The sequence below is a fragment of the Pseudomarimonas arenosa genome, assembly GCF_014841215.1.
GTDB classification, from domain to species: Bacteria; Pseudomonadota; Gammaproteobacteria; order Xanthomonadales; family Xanthomonadaceae; genus Pseudomarimonas; species Pseudomarimonas arenosa.
The window spans coordinates 14,979-32,537 of record NZ_JACYTR010000027.1 but is presented as its reverse complement, the minus strand read 5'-3'; the positions used below and the strand labels follow the sequence as shown (position 1 = coordinate 32,537).

The window sequence follows — 17,559 nt, the reverse complement described above, 5'->3', positions numbered from 1 at the left end:
GGTAGGACCGATTTCGGGGGCGAACAGTGTAGTCCGCCGTCGCTGCTGCTGCAGCGCCTCAACTCATCCGAGCCAGCGTGCGCGCCACAGGGCCAGCAGTTCCAGTGCACCCCACAGCAAGGCGGGAAGACAGCGCAGGCTAAAGCCGCTGGACTGGGACATTGTGCTGGTCTGTCGGGAGACGTGCTGGGCACGCTAGATCGTCTCGATGACAGTTCGATGACAGACACTGAGGTGACCAAGCGCGGCGCAGCAGGGCTATGCTCGGTGCATCTCCGCCAATGAATCGCCCGGTGTCGGTAGTCGAACTTGATGAGTTGAACGCCTTGCTCGCGCTCGGTGCGGGCTGCGTCGATGCGCGTTCGCTGGGCGAGGTCGAAGTCGGCCAGCAGCGCCTGCAGCTGTGGTCGCTGGCGCTGGGCGCGGCGGATGACGAGCTGCCGGCGATCGGTTTCTTTGGTGGCGTGCACGGGCTGGAGCGCATCGGTTCGATGGTGGTGCTGGCCTGGCTTCGGCATCTGCTGACGCGCCTGCCCTGGGACGACAGCCTGCGCGATCTGCTGACCCGGGTGCGTCTGGTGTTCATGCCGGTGGTCAATCCGGGCGGCATCCTGCGCCGCACCCGGGCCAACCCGCAGGGCGTGGATCTGATGCGCAATGCCCCGGTCGACGCCGACGACAAGGTGCCCTATCTGATCGGCGGCCAGCGCGTCAGTGCCCGTCTGCCCTGGTTTCGCGGCCTGCCGGGCGTGCCGATGCAGGTCGAGGCGGCGGCTCTGTGTCAGCTGGTGACCAGCGAATTGAGTTGTCGGCGATTTGCCGTCAGCGTGGATTGCCACTCCGGCTTTGGCATGCAGGATCGTATCTGGTTTCCCTATGCGCATACCCGCCGGCCGATTGAACATCTGGCTGAGTTGCACGCCCTGCATGCGCTGTTCGAACAAAGCCATCCGCATCACCCCTACGTGTTTGAGCCGCAGGGCATGCAGTATCTGGCCCACGGCGATCTGTGGGACTTTCTGCATCTGCAGATCGCCGGCAGCGGGCGCGTGTTTCTGCCGCTGACTTTGGAAATGGGCTCCTGGCGCTGGGTGCGCAAGAACCCGCGGCAGCTGTTTTCCCGCCAGGGCATCTTCAACCCGCAGATTGCTCACCGGCAGCAGCGCGTGTTGCGTCGCCACTTGCCCTGGCTGGATTTCCTTACCCGGGCGACCGCGAGCTACCAACGCTGGCTGCCGCAGGGCGAAGCGCGTCAGCGCCACTCGAGTCTGGCCCAGCAGCGCTGGTTTCAGGTGGCGTCAGCATGAGCGCGCACTGGCTGTTGCTGCGCGGCCTGACCCGAGAGGCACGGCACTGGGGCGACTTTCCGCGACGTTTGTCGCGGGAACTAGATGTAGAAGTTCGGTGTCTTGACCTGCCCGGTAACGGTGAGCGGGCGCGCGATGCTAGTCCGGACGACCTGCAGGCCACCTTGCAGGCCTGTAGAACGGCGCTCGCCCCCGAACGATCGAGAGGCCCGCGGGTGCTGGTGGCGATGTCGATGGGCGCAATGTTGAGTTGCCTGTGGGCGTCTCAGCATCCGGATGAGGTCGCCGGCGCGGTGTTGATCAATACCAGTCTGCGGCCGTTCTCGCCCTGGTATCGGCGTTTGCGGCCGGCGAACTACCCGCGCGTGCTTAGCATGGCCGTGGGGGGGCATCGGCGCCACTGGGAAGCGCAGGTGTTGCAGATGACCAGCCGTCGGGTGCCGCTGGCCAGCGAGGTCGGTCAGCAACTGATTGATCACTGGATGGCGATCGGGGAGCAGGCACCGGTCACTCGGGCCAATGCCTGGCGCCAGCTGCGCGCGGCCCTGCGGTTTCGGGCGCCGTTGGTGGCCCCCAAGGTTCCCCTGCTGCTGCTTTCCTCGGCCGGCGACCGTCTGGTGGATCCGGCCTGCACGGCAGATCTGGCCGAGGCCTGGCAGCTGCCCTATCAGCTGCATCCCTGGGCCGGGCACGATTTGCCGCTGGATGACCCTGAATGGGTAGTCGCCCAGATACGCGCTTGGCAAAACGACAGCCTGCTGCAAGACCCGCGGCGTCAATCGGGCTAAAATCGCCGGCCGTTTTTCGCAGTCGACACCGCAATGGCCTCGCTCAATCCCGCCCAGATGGAAGCCGTCCGCTACACCCGCGGCCCCTTGCTGGTGCTGGCCGGCGCCGGCAGCGGCAAGACCACGGTGATCACCGAGAAGATTGCCCATCTGGTGACGGTGGAAAAGTTGCCGGCAGCGAAGATTGCCGCGATCACCTTCACCAACAAGGCGGCCAAGGAAATGCGCGAGCGCGTGGCCAGGCGGCTGCGTGGCGATGCTGGCGAAGGCTTGACCGTCACCACCTTCCATTCCCTGGGGCTGCGCTTTCTGATGATCGAGCACGCCAAGGCCGGGCTGCGCCGTGGCTTTTCCGTGTTCGATGCCGACGACAGTGCCGGGCTGCTGAAAGAGTTGCTGCCGAAGGGCGCCAAGCCTGACGCCGTCGATGCCGTGAAGCATCTGCTGTCGCGGGCCAAGAACGATGGATTGTCGCCGGAGCAGGCGCTGTCACTGGCGCAAAGCCCGCGTGAGCGAGAGGCGGCCGAGATCTATGCTGAGTATCAGCAGCGCCTCAACGCTTTCAATGCGGTCGACTTTGACGACCTGATTCGCTTGCCGGTGGATCTGCTGGCTAAGGATGAGGACTTGGCGGCGGCCTGGCGCGAACGCATCCGCTACCTGTTGGTCGATGAATATCAGGACACCAACACCGCACAGTATCGGCTGCTGCAGCTGCTTGCCGGGCCGCGCGGCCGCTTCACCTGTGTGGGCGATGACGATCAGTCGATCTACGCCTGGCGCGGCGCCAATCCGGAAAACCTCGGCCAGCTTGGCAAGGACTTTCCCGAGCTGAAGGTGATTCCACTGGAGCAGAACTATCGCTGCTCGCGGCGCATTCTGCGCGCCGCCAATACGCTGATCGCAAACAACCCTCACCTGTATGAAAAGAAGCTGTGGAGCGAGCACGCCGAGGGTGAGCCGATTCGCCTTTGGCAGTGCCAGAACGCCGAGCAAGAGGCCGAACGGGTGGCCGCCGAGATCAGCTTCCTGAAGCAATCGCGCAAGCTGGAATGGAGCGACTTCTCGGTGCTGTTCCGCGGTAACTTTCAGTCGCGACCGCTGGAAAAGGCGCTGCAGCTGCTGCGCATTCCGTATCACCTCTCGGGCGGCACCGCGTATCTCGACCGCGGCGAAGTAAAGGATCTGCTGGCCTGGCTGCGCGTATTGGCCAATCCCGATGATGACGCTGCTTTCCTGCGCGCGATTGGCTCGCCCAAGCGCGAAGTCGGTTCGACCACCTTGGCCAAGCTGGCCGAGCTGGCGCGACACGCCGGCATGCCGATGAGCAAGGCGGCCGGTCAGATCGGCCTGATCAAGCAGCTACCGGCCCGTGCCGGCGCTGGTCTGAGCGAATTTGCCTCGATCGTCGATCGACTGCGCAGCGAGGCGCGCGATCTGGCGCCCTCGGCGCTGTGTCAGCGCGCGCTGGAAAGCAGTGGTCTGCTGGCCGCGCTGCGCGCTCAATGCAAGGATGAAAGCGGATTTCAACGTCGCCGCGCCAATCTCGATGAGCTGTCCAATTGGCTGGAGGGCGCCAAGGGCTCCGGCCTCGATGGCTTGTCCAATCAGCTGGCCCTGCTCGGTCATGCCGATCGCGGTGAAGCCGGTGAGGCGGTGCGTTTGATGAGCATGCATGCGGCCAAGGGGCTGGAGTTTGCCTGCGTGTTCGTGGTCGGCGTGGAGGAGGGCACCCTGCCGCACGAGGCCAGCATCGATGAGGGGCGACTCGACGAGGAACGGCGCCTGATGTACGTGGCGATTACCCGGGCGAAACAGCAGCTGGTGCTCAGCTATTCCCGCGAGCAGCGCAAGTACGGCGAGCTGCTGCGGCTGACCCCGAGCCGCTTTATCGACGAACTGCCCGCCGATGACCTGTTGCGCGATGGTGAGAGCAGCGAGCGCCACGCTGAGGTGCAGCAGCAGCGCACCAAGGATCGCTTCAGCGCCATCGCTTCCTTGTTGGCCAATGATTGACCGCGGTCTTCAAACCGCAGCGTGTACACTTCGCCGATTGCCTGATTAGTGTGGAGAGAGTTCTGATGCGTTTGCGCGTCTTGGTAACGGTTCTGGCCCTGTCGTTGAGCGCCTGCAGCACGGTGCCGGTGAGCCGGGACGCGGCCTCCGTTTCGGCCCACAACAACCTCAACGCCACGCTGTGGATGCAAACCGCGGCTGAGTACGAGGCCGCCACGCTGGCTGCCTTTCACAACGCAACCGAAAAGATGCAGGCGGCCGCCAATGATCCGAGCTGGAGCGCCCTGCCTGCCGATGAACGCAGCCCGGACGCCGACCTGCCGCTGGCGGTGATCGTCGATGCCGATGAAACCATGGTCGACAATTCACCGTTTCAGGCGCGCAATATTCGTGACGACAGCCGCTACAGCAGTGAAGCCTGGCTGGCTTGGGTCAACGAGCGCGCCGCGCGTGCCGTTCCCGGGGCGCAGGCCTTTGCTGACGCCGCAGCCAAGATGGGCGTGACGGTGTTCTTCGTCACCAACCGCGCCTATCCGGAAGAGTTCGCCGGCACCGCTGACAATCTGCGCAAGCTCGGCTACCCGATCGCCGCCGACAACAGCAATCTGTTTCTGGCCGGCGATCCGCGCGCGCCCGAGCATGAGAAAGGCACCCGTCGGCGCTGGATCGGCGAACGCTATCGGGTGGTGCTGTTGATTGGTGACAACCTCGGCGACTTCGTCGACGGCTATCGCAGCAGCATCGAACAGCGCGGAGCGCTGGTGCAGCAGCATGCCGACTGGTGGGGGCGACGCTGGATCATGTTGCCCAATCCGGCCTACGGCTCCTGGGAAGCAGCCATCCGGCTGCGCTGCGGCGAGACCGAAGCGGGCAACGAGTGCCTGCTTCGCGGCCTGCGCTATGAATGAGTATGCGTCCAGCGAGCGGTTGATCTTTGCCCTCGATGTGCCCACCGCGGCCGAGGCGCGGCAATGGATCGATCGTCTCGGTGATGCGGTGCAGTTCTACAAGATCGGTATGGAGTTGCTGACCTCGGGCGACTACTTCGGCGTGCTGGAATTCCTGGCCGCCGCCGGCAAGAAGGTCTTTGTCGATCTCAAGTTCCATGACGTGCCGGCCACGGTCGGCCACGCCATCCGCGGCCTATCGCGTTACCCGGTGGAGTTCTGCACCATTCACGCCGGCCAGGATGCAATGCTGCGAGCCGCCGCGGAGGCCAAGGGCGCCATGAAGGTGCTGGCGGTCACCGTATTGACCTCGATCGACCAGCAGGATCTGCAGTTGCTGGGTGTGCAGCGCGATCCGCTGGCGCAGGTGCTGGATCGGGCCAGTGCTGCGCGCCGTGCCGGCTGCGACGGCGTGGTGGCCTCCGGCCAGGAGGCCGCCGCTCTGCGTCAGGCACATCCGGCGCCGTTTCTGATCGTGTGCCCGGGTATCCGGCCGGACGGCGGCGGTGGCGACGACCAAAAGCGCACCGTGGGTGTGGCCGAGGCGTTTGCCGCCGGGGCCACGCATATTGTGGTCGGTCGGCCGATCCGGCAGGCAGTCGACCCCCGGCAGACTGCCCTTCTGCTTCAATCTCAGATTGAAAAATCTTTAAATATCAATAGTTAAGAAGTTTTCCTTAAAGTATTGATTTAGATATCGCGCTCAAGTACGCTTGTCTCGTCATCGTTTGCCTGGACGGCGGGCATGACATCTCTTTCCGATTGAGTTCGGACTCGTTTGCAAGAGCACCTCCGGGTGCTCTTTTTTTTCACCTTTGCCTTCGGTCGCGCATTGTCAGCTGGCTTTGCTAAAGTGTGAGGCTGTTTTCATCGCGTTGCTTTGGAGTAACCCATGCGTCGATTTCTAAGTCTGGCCGCGGCCAGCGTGTTCTCGCTTGCCCTGATTGGCTGCCAGTCCGAGCAAGCCACCACCGACATCACCGCTAAGTCGATGGGGCCGGGTGAAACTGTCGCTGCCTCTGCCAAGGCGATGAGCAAGGGTGACCTGGTATCGGTGCTGAAGGCCGCCGTGCCGCCGGCTCAGTACGAGAAGATGAAGACCGAGTGGGTCAAGAAGGTCAAGGAAGAGCCGGCGTCCGACAAGGAAAAGGCCGAGTTTGCTGAGATGATGGCCAAGCTCACCGCAGCCGATGCCGAGACCGCGCTGTACACCGAGCTGGAACCGCAGCTGGCCAAGATGGAACAGGAAATGGCCGCGCAGATGCCGCTGATGATCGGCATGGGGCGCGGTTTCGCCGCTCAGGCAATCAATGAGAGCGAAAAGTTGACCGCCGATCAGAAGGCGCAGGCCTCGGCCATGCTCGATGCCACCGCCAAATGGCTGGAAGGCGCCAAGTTCTTCGATCGCGACAAGGCCAAGCAGGCCATCGCCGCCGCGGTCAAGGCCGCGCGCGGTCTGGAAATCCAGACCCTGGATCAGGTCGAGGCGATGGAGTTCGAACAGATGCTGGGCAAGGCCGGCCAGGCCTATGTCGGTCTGCAAGATGTGCTGGCCGTGTACGGCTTTGATCTCGCTCAGACCTTGAACAGCGTCAAGGCCGACGTGGTCAACGAACAGGCCGATAGCGCCAAGGTGAAAGTCGCTTACACCCTGTTCGGTGAGGCGCTGAGCTTCGAAACCGACATGATCAAGCGCGATGACCGCTGGTATGGCAAGGAAGCTCTGGCCGAAATCGAGAAGGAGCTGAACAAGCCGGCAGCCGTGGCCGGCCCGGTGGACGAGACGACGGAAGAAGTCGTCGAAGAAGAACCGGCGACCGCGAACTAAGCCCAGCGCTTAACCTCGGGGTGCGTTCTGCACCCCGACTCGGGAGCTTACGATGGCACAGCGATTCCGCGGCTCACTCGTCCCCGAAGACCAAGCCGAACAGCAGCCCGAACCGGCGTCGCCACAGCGCGCGCCGGCCAAGCTGACTACGCGGGTGCCGCTCTGGCTCCGCTGGCTTGGCAAATTGGCAGAGCCCTGGCTGCAGATCCGCCATGAGCCTGCCCGGCCGGACGCCAATCTGATCGACTTCAACCGACCCGTGTGTTATGTGGTCGAGCACTATGGTGTGTCCAACTACCTGATCCTGGAACGGGCCTGTCGCGAGCTGGGCTTTCCCTCGCCGCTGATCTCGATGCAGGGCGGTGATCTCCTGGGCAAGGGACGCTCGATGGTGGCGCTATCGCGTCGGCATGGGTTCTGGCTGCGAAGGCCGCGCTCACGAACGCACTCCGAGGGGATTGCCAAGCTGGTCCAGGCGGCCGAAGTCGATGCCGATCTGGATGTTCAGATCGTGCCGGTATCGATCTTTGTCGGACGAGCACCGGACCGCAACGAAGGTTGGTTCCGGGTGCTGTTCTCGGAAAACTGGACCCTGGTCGGTCGCTTTCGCCGTTTCCTGTCGGTGATCTTGAACGGCCGCAATACCATCGTGCGCTTCTCGAATCCGGTCTCGCTGCGTCAGGTAGTGGCCGAGGGCCTGCCGCAGGAGCGCACCGTGCGCAAGGTCTCGCGCGTTCTGCGAGCACATTTCCGCCGCATCCGCACGGCGGTGATCGGGCCTGATCTGTCGCATCGGCGCACCCTGGTCGATGGCGTGCTTGATAGTGAGTCGGTGCGTCGGGCGATCGCCGATCAGGCACGTCGCGATGGCACTGGCTATGAAGCGGCCTACAACAAGGCGCGCGCAATGGCGATGGAAGTCGCCGCCGACTATTCACATCCGGTGGTGCGATCCTGGTCGTTCATGCTGACCTGGTTCTGGAACAAGCTGTACGAGGGTGTCAGCGTGCATCACCTCGAGCGCTTGAAGGACGTGGCGCCCGGCAATGGGGTGATCTACGTGCCCTGTCACCGCAGCCATATCGATTATCTACTGTTGTCGTACCTGCTCTACGTCAATCACATCGTGCCTCCGCATATCGCCGCCGGGGTGAATCTGAACCTGCCGGTGGTGGGCGCCATCCTGCGTCGTGGCGGTGCCTTCTTCCTGCGCCGCAGCTTCAAATCGAATGCGCTGTACTCGGTGATCTTCAGCGAGTACGTGGCCACTCTGCTGGGTCGCGGCGTGTCGATCGAGTACTTCATCGAAGGCGGGCGCTCGCGCACCGGACGCCTGCTGTCGCCCAAGGGCGGCATGCTGGCCATGACCTTGAAAGCCTTCCTGCGTCAGCACCGTCGGCCGGTAGTGTTTCAGCCGGTGTACATCGGTTACGAGAAGCTGATGGAGGGCAAGAGCTATCTCAACGAGCTCTCCGGTCAACCGAAGAAAAGCGAAAGTCTGGGCCGGCTGCTGCGCGCCTCATTCGGACTGCTGCGCAATCGCTACGGTCAGGTCACGGTGAATTTCGGTGAGCCGATCTTTCTCGAACAGGTGCTGGACGACGTTGATGCCAACTGGCGCAATGCCCTGGCGGCACCGGACGAGAAGCCAAGCTGGCTTAACACGGCGGTCGATCGGCTGGCCTGGCGCATCCAGACCCATATCAATCGCGCTGCCGATCTCAACCCGATCAACCTGATCGCACTGTCGCTGCTGGCGACCCCGAAGCACGCGATTGCCGAGACGGATCTGCTGGCGCAGATCGATCTCTATTGCGACATTGCCAGAAGCGTGCCGTTTTCCGATCGCATGACGGTGACGCCGCTGTCTCCGGCGGAGATCATCGCCTACGGCGAAAAGGTTGGCGTGCTGGTCCGCACCGCCCATCCACTGGGTGATGTGCTGGCCTACAAGGACGAAGAGCGGGTGCTGCAGAGCTACTACCGCAACAATGTGGTGCATCTGTTCGCCGCTGCGTCCTGGGTGGCCTGTTGCTTCCAGAACAATCGCCGCATGAGTCGCGCCGGCGTCGCCCGATTGGGGCAGTTGATCTTCCCCTTCGTGCAGAGCGAGCTGTTCCTGCCCTGGACGCCGGAGCAATTCGGCGAGCGCATCGACAAGGTGATCGATGTATTCATTCGGCGCGGGCTGTTCAGTTTCGATGCCGAGCAAGGCTACTTGCAGCGCTGTCCTGGCCAGACCGACGAGGTGTTCCAGCTGCGCGTGATCGCGCACAGCCTGCAGCAGGCCTTCGAGCGCTACTACATCGCCATTTCGATACTGGTGAAGAACGGCCCGAACACGGTATCAGCGGGCGAACTGGAAACCCTGTGCCATCTCAGCGCGCAGCGACTCTCCCTGCTCTACTCGCAGGCCGCACCGGAGTTCTTCGACCGCAGCCTGTTCCGCGGTTTCATCGGCAAGATGCGCGAGCTGCGCTTCATCTGGACTGACGAGAGCGGCAAACTGGCCTATGACGGACGTCTGGAGAACTGGGCCAAGGATGCCAAGATCATCCTGTCGCGCGAACTGCGCCATTCGATCGAGAAGATCACCCCTGAGACTGCACGCAAGAGCGGTCTGCAGGTTGAGGAAATGGAGTAGGTCCTGACCTGCCTCAAACATGCGCGCCATTCCCCGAGCCTGGCTGCGTTGCTCGGCGCTGTACACGGAAGGTGCGCGCACTTCCCCCTTTGGACCGCTTCACCATTCGGTTCCGCGCCCAGCGCTCGGAGTACGAGCGCTGCGGCCAGGATGGCCAATCAACGGGGCCCGTGGGAACGCGCACACGATGTGCGCGGTGATTCTCATCATCACCCGCTCGCCAGTACACGGATGTGCTGTCGATAAACCCGGCCCCCACCGCCCGAAGGGCGGAACGAAACTAAAAGCCGCCCTGCAACGGCGCGAATTGGCCGGCGCGATCGAACAGGTAGGGGCCGTTCATGGGGCCTCTCACCTGAAGGCCGCTGCGGTCAAAGCCGCGTTCCCAACGGCTGAGTCGATCGTCTTGCCAGATCCAGTGATCGCGTGTTTCGACCTGGGTCGAATCGAGCCGACAGATCGCATCGCCGGTGAGCGCATCGGTGCGCTGATCGGCTTGCTGAACATGTAGATCGCAGCCCGCGAGCGGGCTCAGCTGTTTCTGGTCGATCTGCTCCAGCGAGCCGGTCTCCCAGCCGCGTACGAAGCGTTCTGGCTGCGCCAGTGCATAGCGCCGCGCGATCAATGTCTCGCCATTTGATTGCAGACGCCAGACCTGCTGCGTCTGTGGGCGGGCCGGGTGTTCGGCCAAGGCCTGCTCGACATACAGCCAGGCGCCGTTGCGGTGCCCCGGTAGGATCGGAATCAGGGCCAGCTGAAGATGGTAGTAGTCGGCATCCTCTTCGGCTTGCCGTTCACTGCTGTAGAAGCCGGCCAATTGGTCGCGCAACTGCTCGGCGGCCAGGTCGGGCGGTGCCACGGCCCGACTGCAGGCCAGCGTCAGCAGCGACGTCAGCAGCACACAGCTGAAAAGGGTTCTACGCAGTTCAGGCATTGAGATCGGGAATCAGGGCGCTTTCGATCTTGGCGATCGAGTCTTTCAGCAACAGCTTGCGCTTCTTCAGTCGCTTGATCTGCAACTCGTCGCGGCCATTCAATTCAGCCAGCTGAGCAATGGCCAGATCGAGATCGCGATGTTCGGTACGCAGCTCGGTCAGCCGGCGGACCAGCTCGGCAGGATCGGTCTGGTTCATGCGCGCGCGCCACTGGGCAACAATCGATCGTGCATCAGCAATTCCTTGCAACTGCGTGACCTTGAAAACCTGTCGCGGCGCCGTACCCGGCGTCGCCCGGTGTCTTTCCCAGCGGTACTTCGCGAACCCGCTCTGTCGGCGCCGCTACTGCGTTGCTTGTCGTGCAGGGCGCCGCTATGCCGCCTCCGCGTGCCGAGTTCAGCAATCTATTTCCGGGACAGGGCATTAGCTTACCCGAGCCGAACTGCGCGGGGGCGGAGGCATTTCCGGACAATCGCTAAGGTAACTCCGGTTCCTGGTCGCGGAAAGGGTAAAATTGGCGGCTGCCATCCATTCACGATTCTTCACGGTACCGCGATGAACGCTGCCCTGCGCAAGCTCGAACACGAACACAACAGGTTGGCCAAGCGCCTGCGCCACCAGGTCGGGCGGGCGATTGCCGATTTTGGAATGATCGAAGAAGGCGATCGCGTGATGGTCTGCCTGTCCGGCGGCAAGGACAGCTACACCATGCTGGATATCCTGCTGCAGCTACAGAAGAAGGCGCCGGTCAACTTCAGCATCACCGCGGTGAATCTGGACCAGAAGCAGCCGGGCTTCCCCGAGCATGTGCTGCCACAGTACCTGGAATCGATCGGCGTCGAGTACAAGATTCTTGAACAGGACACCTATTCGGTGGTCAAGCGGGTGGTGCCGGAAGGCAAGACCATGTGCTCGCTGTGCTCGAGACTGCGTCGAGGTGCGCTGTATACCTATGCCGAGGAGCAAGGTTTTAGCAAGATCGCCCTTGGCCATCATCGCGACGATCTGGTTGCTACCTTCTTTCTTAACTTGTTCTTTCACGCCAAGATCAGCTCCATGCCGCCGAAGTTGCTGTCGGACGATGGCAAGCATGTGGTGATCCGACCGCTGACTTACGTCAAGGAGGACGATATCGCCACGTATGCCGAGCAACGGGCGTTTCCGATCATTCCTTGCACCTTGTGCGGCTCGCAGGAAAACCTGCAGCGCAAGCAGGTCAAGCGCATGATCGATCAATGGGATCGTGAAACTCCGGGCCGCATCGATACCATTGCCCGCGCTCTGGGTGATGTTCGGCCGTCCCAGCTGGCCGATCCGAAGTTGTTTGACTTCCTCGCCCTGGGTCGGCACTCCGCTGCGCCGCTGCCCGATGTGCACGGCTGGCTCGGCTCCGGCGCCGAGGTCGAAGCCGACGGCAGGCCCGCGCCGATCGCGTTGCAACTTGCATAAGCCTTAACTCATCACTGCCTCGAGAGTCTCAGCGCGACTGCGCTGTGCTGCTCCTTGGCCTCTCACCAGGTGAATCCGATGTTCTTCAAGAATCTGACTTTGTTTCGCTTCCCGAACAGCCTGCGCGATGCGCTGGACGATCTCGACGTGGCGCTGGACGAACATCGGCTGAAGCCGGTTGGCGCGCTGGAAATGTCCTCGCGCGGTTTCGTTTCGCCGTTCGGGCGTGACGATGCGGCGATGAGCCATCAGATCAATGAGGGCGTCTGGCTGATGTTGGGGGGCGAGGACAAGATCCTGCCCTCAGCCGTGGTCAACGACCTGGTCGCCAAGAAAGCTACCGAGATCGAAGAATCCGAGGGCAAGCGCCTCGGCGGTCGGGCGCGCAAGAGACTGAAAGACGAACTGCTGCATGAGCTGATGCCAAAGGCCTTCGCCAAGCCGATGCGCACCGCCGCCCATCTCGATCTGAAGGCTGGCATCGCCGCAATCGACACTTCGTCGCGCAAGTCCGCCGAGGAATTGCTCAGCGAGCTGCGCAAGGCCCTGGGCAGCTTTCCCGCCGTGCCGGTCAATCCAGAGATCGCGCCACGCAGCATTCTGACCGCCTGGCTGACCGGCGAGCCGCTGCCGGCAGGTCTCAGTCTGGGCGATGAGTGCGAACTGAAGGATCCGGTCGATCGTGGCGCCGTGGTCAAGTGCCAGCGCCAGGAGCTGACCGCTGACGAGGTGGCCAAGCACCTGGAAGCGGGCAAGCAGTGCTCGCGTCTGGCCCTGGTCCTTGACGACCACCTCAGCTTCGTACTCGGCGACGATCTGGTGGTGCGCAAGCTGAAGTTCCTTGACGGCGCAGTCGAATCGCTGGAGAGCAATGAGCTCGACTCTGTGCGCGCCGAGCTCGATGCGCGCTACGCCTTGATGGTGGGCGAACTGCGCCGCCTGTTCGCGGTCATCGAGAGCGCATTCAAGCTCAGTGCCTACGAGTAGGCATTTCGGGATACAGTGCGCCTTGCCATGGGATTCCTGCGAGGCGCCGGTGAACCATCCGAATCAAGAGTTGCTTTCCGCCCTATACACAGCGTTTCAGCGGCTGGATGCCCCGGCCATGGCTCGTTGTTACGCCGAAGACGCCGAGTTTCAGGATCCGGTGTTCCATCTGCGCGGGCGCCGCGAGATTGGTGGCATGTGGGCAATGCTGTGCGATGCGGTGCGGCAGAAAGGCCGCGACGTCTGGGCCCTGGAGTTCAGTATCGGTGCAGCAGATGACCTGCGTGGCAGCGCCCACTGGGAGCCACGCTATCGATTCAGTGCCACCGGTCGCATGGTGCACAACATCATCGACGCGGAATTCGAATTCAAGGATGGATTGATTCAGCGTCACCGCGATCATTTCTCCTTCTGGCGCTGGTCGCGGCAGGCGCTCGGGCCGATCGGGTTGGTGCTGGGCTGGACGCCCGTGCTGGCGGGCAAGGTCAAGTCGCAGGCGCAAGCCAATCTGCAACGCTATCTGGCCAGTCACAGATAGCTCGGTCGCAGATGAAACGACAGGTTCAAGTGCGTGAGCTGGCCGGTGCGGTGGATGAATCCGGTGCGCCGCTGCAAGTGCGCTGGGTGGTTGAGCCGCGCGCCCGGCGACTTCGACTTACGGTGTCTGAAGCGGGCGCGCGCCTGACCTTGCCACCGGGTGTTTCGGAGCGGCAGGCTGAATCCTTCGTCGAGCAGCACCGCGGCTGGCTGAGTCAGCAGTGGCAGCTGCACCGACCGCCACAGCTACCTGGGCTGCGCGAGCGCGACCACCTGCCGCTGCGCGGCGAGACGCGCCCCATCGTATGGCGTGAGGCGCGCTTTGCCCGTATCCAGCTGGCTGACGCAACCGTGTGTATCGAGGCGCCGGCCGGGTTCAGTGAGCAACGACTGGGCAGGCTGCTGGCTGACTTCTATCAGGCCCAGGCACGTGCCGACCTTGGTCGCTGGTTGCCAGCGCTGTTGCCCGGCTTGCCGCGCGTACCGCAGCGCTTTCGCCTGCACCCGCTGCGCTCGCTGTGGGGCGCCTTGAATCCGGGGGGGACGCTGTCACTGGATCTGGCGCTGATCCTGGCGCCGGACGATGCCTACCGCTACGTGCTGGTGCATGAGCTGTGTCATCTGATTCAGCCCAATCATTCCCCCGCGTTCTGGCGCGAGGTCGAAGCGCGCTTCGGTGACTGGCGGCCGCAGCGCCGCTGGCTGCGCCAGCACGGGCTGGCACTGAAGCAGGAGCTGGCGGCGTTGTTAGGGAATCTCTGAACAAGTTCAGAGACTCCTGCGGTGCACGGAGCCTCCTGCCGTTTGCCAAACCGCAGCGACCGGCCGCCCGTTGCCATGGATCGATGGCACAACCCATTGATTCCCCGCAATACCGTAGCGCTCCCCGCCTTACACAAACTGTTTCAACACTGCGGCTACGGCCTGCGGATCATCCATATGCAGATGGTGATGACCGGGCAGAATGTGCTGTTCCGAATCGCGAAGACAGGCAATGCGCGATTGGCGAGTGGCTTCGGTGAAGTAGGGCGGTGGATGGTCGGCGGCAATCAGGCAGACCTTGCACTCGATGGCGGCGATCCAGTTCTGGATTGCGGCCTCACTCAGCCGCAACGGGTTGGCGACGCGCAGGCGTGGGTCACTAGCCCAGCACCAGCCCTCGCCGGCCACCCTCAGGCTACGTTCGACCAGCAGGCGTGCACTTTCCGGCTGCATGCGGTTGGCCGCCAGGCGCGCGGCAACAGCTTGTTCAATCGATTCGAACAGGCGCAGTTGCTTGCTGGCCAGTGCGGCGCGTTCGTCGAGGCCAGTGCGCAGCGCCTGGGTCGCAACTTCCGGTGCATAGGCGATCGGGCCGAGCGCTTCGATCAGTGCCATTCGCGGTACCTGTGCCGGTCGCGCGGCGGCGAATGCGGTGGCGCTGGCGCCGCCAAGGGAATGGCCGAGCAGCAGATCGCAGCCCTCGGTCATCAGCGTCATGCCGGCGCTGATATCGTCGAGGTAATCGATCAAGTGGTACCAGGCGCCGGGCGGTAGGTGCTGTGAATGACCGTGGCCGGCAAACTCCAGTGCGGTGATCTCGGCCTCCGGCCAGGCCGCGGCCAAGGGCGCGAAACTCATCGCGTTGTCGAGCCAGCCATGCAGGGCCAGGACCTTGAGCCCTGCACCGCGATTGAAGCGCAGGGCAGTCAGTTCGACACGGCCGGTGGCGCGTAGCTCCTGGGCGTGGCTCATGGTGCCTGCGGCCCTCGATACGCGGCCACGCGCTGTTCGCGCCCTGGCTCGGCGAGCTCTGCGGTAGCGGTGTCCAGGCCCGGCCAACCGCGTCCATGCCGCTGGATCAGACGACCCAGCAGCTGCACGTGTGAGGCTTCGGCATTCAACGCCGGCACGTAGCGCAACTGCTCACCGCCGCTGGCGAGAAAGTGCTCGGCTGCGCGTTCTGCGATCTCCTCCAGTGTTTCCAGGCAGTCGACGGCAAAACCGGGGCAGACCACGTCCACCTGTTTGATGCCCTTACTGGCCAAATCGGCAAGATGTGTTTCGGTGTAGGGCTGTAGCCAGACTTGCTTGCCGACGCGCGACTGAAAGCTGATCGACCAGTGCCCCTCCGCGAGCCCTAGACGGGTGGCGATGCGACGGGCCGAGGCCTGACATTGGCAGAAATAAGGGTCGCCCTGGATCAGATTGCGTTGCGGTAAGCCGTGAAAGGAGAACAGCAAATGCTGGCCGGCGCCGTTACTGGCGCGAAACTCGCGAATGCGTTCGGCCACCGCCGCGATCCAGCCGGGCTCCTGGTAGTAGTCGTTGATCCAACGCAGCTCTGGTGTCCAGCGCCAGGTTTTCAGCTGGTCCATCACCGCATCGAACACGCTGGCCGAGGTGGTGGCCGAATACTGCGGGTACAGCGGCAGCACCAGCAGCCGGCGCAGACCTGCGTCGCGCCACTGGTCTAGCACCGAGGCGATCGACGGCGCGCCGTAGCGCATGGCCAGTGCCAGCCGCACTCGGCAGCCCAACCGAGCCAGATGCTGATCGAGGTCTTCGGCCAACTGCTGACTGAACACCCTCAGCGGTGAGCCCTGCGGGGTCCAGATCGAGGCGTAGGCGCGGGCCGATCGCGGCGAGCGAAATGGCAGGATTACGCCGTAGAGGAGGGGCAGCCACACGGCACGCGGCAGTTCGACCACCCGTGGGTCGGACAGAAACTCGGCCAGATAGCGCCGTACCGCGGCGGGCGTTGGTGCTTCCGGTGTGCCCAGGTTCACCAGCAAGACCCCGGTGAACTCGTCCGTGGCGTGCTGTGGAGAGGTCATTCCCTTGAATTGCATGCCTGGCCCTGGCTGGTCAGCGAATGGCTACGATCGGGGCACCCAAGGTCGAGGCGCGGTCACACGCCGCTGGGCGCGGGCGGCCATGATAGCTTGTTCTCCAACGCAATCCGTGCCGATGCCGTGAGCACGGTTGAGCTCCGCGGTGGCCATCTTGCACGGGGCAGAGCTTCCGCCTGGCCGGATCCCTTGCTATCCTGATAGCAGCGCCGGAACAGGCGCAGTGACGATTGCCCACAAAACTTACAACGAAAAGGACGACCCGATGCGTCCCCGCGGCGTGCTCCGGCTTTGGCTGGTGGCACTACTACTACTGTCGAGCCAGCTTGCGGCCGAGCCCATGGCCTATGGGGTGGGTTTCCGTGATCTTTATCGCCTGGATCTCGGCAGCGGTCAGTTCACCCTGATCGGGCCTGTGGGCTACAACGATATCGAAGGTCTGGCGCTGGACAGCGGCGGCCAATTGCTGGGCGCGGTCGATGCCAGTGCCGGCTCGGGCGGCGTAGCTACCGACTTCCTGATCCGGATCAACTCAGCGACCGGGCAGGGCAATCTGATTGGGCAGCTGAGTGGTCTGGCGGGTCTGGGGCCCGAAGGTCAGCTCGATTATGGCTTGGCATTCACCTGTGACAACCGGCTCTGGCTGAGTTCAGAAACCGGCGAGTTGTGGGAGGTCAATCGTGGCAATGCCGAGGTGCGCCGTGTCGGCAGTACTGGCGCTGCACTGTCTGGATTGGCCGGACGCGGCGAACAGCTGTACGGCGTAAGCGTCGGCAATAATGCTGGTCTGTATCGAATCGATCGCGACAGTGCCGCTGCCACCCTGGTCGGTGCGCTCGGAGTCGGTGGTCCGAATGAGAATGTCGGGCTCGACTTCGACGCCAGTGGCGTGCTCTGGGCGGTGCTCGACCCGCGCGATGCGTCGCGCCCGACACGCGTGGCCCGCGTCGACCTGCAAACCGGCGCGGCGACCGTGGTGTCGACGATCAATCACGATGTCGGCATGAAGGGCCTGGCGATCGCACCGGTGGCACCGTGTTCAACGACGCCGGGTGGTCAGGCGGCCGCCCCTGAGGCGGTGCCAGTGGCAGCACCGTGGGTGCTGTGGCTGATCGGTGTTGTGACCGTCGCCGTAGGCGCTCGCCGCCTGCGCCAAACTTCCTGAGGCCCGCGAACGCCGCCAACCGCGGGTAGGCGGCTGGCCGAACCCCGATTGCCCTGGCGCCGGATTCACTCCGATAACCTTGAGTTAATGCTGGCCCGCCTAGCATCGCCAGCGAGTTGCCTGCG

At 63.5% G+C, this 17,559-nt stretch carries 16 protein-coding genes; 12 read left to right on the top strand and 4 right to left on the bottom strand.

Translation table 11 applies throughout. From position 1 onward, the window contains the following. The first annotated feature begins 281 nt into the window (after positions 1–281). The 7 genes from IFO71_RS12950 (at position 282) to plsB (ending at position 9,530) form a co-directional block, all read left to right on the top strand. Positions 282–1,307, top strand: a complete 1,026-nt coding sequence (locus IFO71_RS12950) for a M14 family zinc carboxypeptidase (RefSeq protein ID WP_192030066.1) — start codon at positions 282–284, stop codon at positions 1,305–1,307. Then, complete coding sequence (locus IFO71_RS12945; RefSeq protein ID WP_192030065.1) at positions 1,304–2,095, top strand: alpha/beta fold hydrolase; 792 nt, start codon at positions 1,304–1,306, stop codon at positions 2,093–2,095. The genes IFO71_RS12950 and IFO71_RS12945 overlap by 4 nt, the downstream gene beginning before the upstream one ends. Positions 2,096–2,128: 33 nt before the next feature. Further along, positions 2,129–4,111, top strand: coding sequence for a UvrD-helicase domain-containing protein (locus tag IFO71_RS12940; protein WP_192030064.1), 1,983 nt, complete (start codon positions 2,129–2,131; stop codon positions 4,109–4,111). A gap of 65 nt (positions 4,112–4,176) precedes the next feature. Further along, the gene (locus IFO71_RS12935) at positions 4,177–5,019 is read left to right on the top strand and encodes a 5'-nucleotidase, lipoprotein e(P4) family (RefSeq protein WP_192030063.1); all 843 of its coding nucleotides are present in this window, start codon (positions 4,177–4,179) and stop codon (positions 5,017–5,019) included. Further along, on the top strand, positions 5,012–5,725 hold the full coding sequence (gene pyrF, locus IFO71_RS12930; RefSeq protein ID WP_192030062.1) for an orotidine-5'-phosphate decarboxylase: 714 nt from the start codon (positions 5,012–5,014) through the stop codon (positions 5,723–5,725). Before IFO71_RS12935 ends, pyrF begins: the two co-directional genes overlap by 8 nt. A 225-nt stretch (positions 5,726–5,950) precedes the next feature. Continuing rightward, positions 5,951–6,886, top strand: a complete 936-nt coding sequence (locus IFO71_RS12925) for a hypothetical protein (protein ID WP_192030061.1) — start codon at positions 5,951–5,953, stop codon at positions 6,884–6,886. A gap of 52 nt (positions 6,887–6,938) precedes the next feature. After that, positions 6,939–9,530 carry a glycerol-3-phosphate 1-O-acyltransferase PlsB gene (gene plsB / locus IFO71_RS12920; RefSeq protein ID WP_192030060.1) on the top strand — a complete coding sequence of 864 codons (2,592 nt, stop codon included), beginning with the start codon at positions 6,939–6,941 and terminating at the stop codon, positions 9,528–9,530. Between the two features lie 280 nt (positions 9,531–9,810). Here the strand turns inward: plsB and IFO71_RS12915 are convergent, their stop codons facing one another. Both IFO71_RS12915 and IFO71_RS12910 read right to left on the bottom strand, forming a co-directional pair. Continuing rightward, positions 9,811–10,389, bottom strand: a complete 579-nt coding sequence (locus IFO71_RS12915; protein ID WP_192030059.1) for a chromophore lyase CpcT/CpeT — start codon at positions 10,387–10,389, stop codon at positions 9,811–9,813. Between the two features lie 67 nt (positions 10,390–10,456). After that, a complete protein-coding gene (locus tag IFO71_RS12910) occupies positions 10,457–10,663 on the bottom strand; it encodes a YdcH family protein (protein WP_192030058.1) in 207 nt (68 codons plus the stop codon). A gap of 357 nt (positions 10,664–11,020) precedes the next feature. On the opposite strand from IFO71_RS12910, the gene ttcA reads away from it, so the two are divergent. The 4 genes from ttcA (at position 11,021) to IFO71_RS12890 (ending at position 14,200) form a co-directional block, all read left to right on the top strand. Continuing rightward, the gene (ttcA, locus tag IFO71_RS12905) at positions 11,021–11,914 is read left to right on the top strand and encodes a tRNA 2-thiocytidine(32) synthetase TtcA (RefSeq protein WP_192030057.1); all 894 of its coding nucleotides are present in this window, start codon (positions 11,021–11,023) and stop codon (positions 11,912–11,914) included. Between the two features lie 78 nt (positions 11,915–11,992). Beyond that, positions 11,993–12,901 carry a recombination-associated protein RdgC gene (locus IFO71_RS12900; RefSeq protein ID WP_192030056.1) on the top strand — a complete coding sequence of 303 codons (909 nt, stop codon included), beginning with the start codon at positions 11,993–11,995 and terminating at the stop codon, positions 12,899–12,901. 49 nt (positions 12,902–12,950) lie between these two features. Continuing rightward, on the top strand, positions 12,951–13,439 hold the full coding sequence (locus IFO71_RS12895; protein ID WP_425502894.1) for a nuclear transport factor 2 family protein: 489 nt from the start codon (positions 12,951–12,953) through the stop codon (positions 13,437–13,439). An 11-nt stretch (positions 13,440–13,450) separates the two neighbouring features. Then, positions 13,451–14,200 carry a M48 family metallopeptidase gene (locus IFO71_RS12890; RefSeq protein ID WP_192030054.1) on the top strand — a complete coding sequence of 250 codons (750 nt, stop codon included), beginning with the start codon at positions 13,451–13,453 and terminating at the stop codon, positions 14,198–14,200. A 129-nt stretch (positions 14,201–14,329) separates the two neighbouring features. On the opposite strand, the gene IFO71_RS12885 is transcribed toward IFO71_RS12890, so the two are convergent. Together IFO71_RS12885 and hemH are read right to left on the bottom strand one after the other, a co-directional pair. Beyond that, positions 14,330–15,172, bottom strand: a complete 843-nt coding sequence (locus IFO71_RS12885; protein WP_192030053.1) for an alpha/beta fold hydrolase — start codon at positions 15,170–15,172, stop codon at positions 14,330–14,332. Next, positions 15,169–16,254 carry a ferrochelatase gene (hemH, locus tag IFO71_RS12880; RefSeq protein ID WP_225444614.1) on the bottom strand — a complete coding sequence of 362 codons (1,086 nt, stop codon included), beginning with the start codon at positions 16,252–16,254 and terminating at the stop codon, positions 15,169–15,171. The genes IFO71_RS12885 and hemH overlap by 4 nt, the downstream gene beginning before the upstream one ends. A gap of 313 nt (positions 16,255–16,567) precedes the next feature. Between hemH and IFO71_RS12875 the strand changes: the two genes are divergently transcribed. Then, a complete protein-coding gene (locus tag IFO71_RS12875; protein WP_192030051.1) occupies positions 16,568–17,434 on the top strand; it encodes a hypothetical protein in 867 nt (288 codons plus the stop codon). Positions 17,435–17,559: the final 125 nt, after the last annotated feature.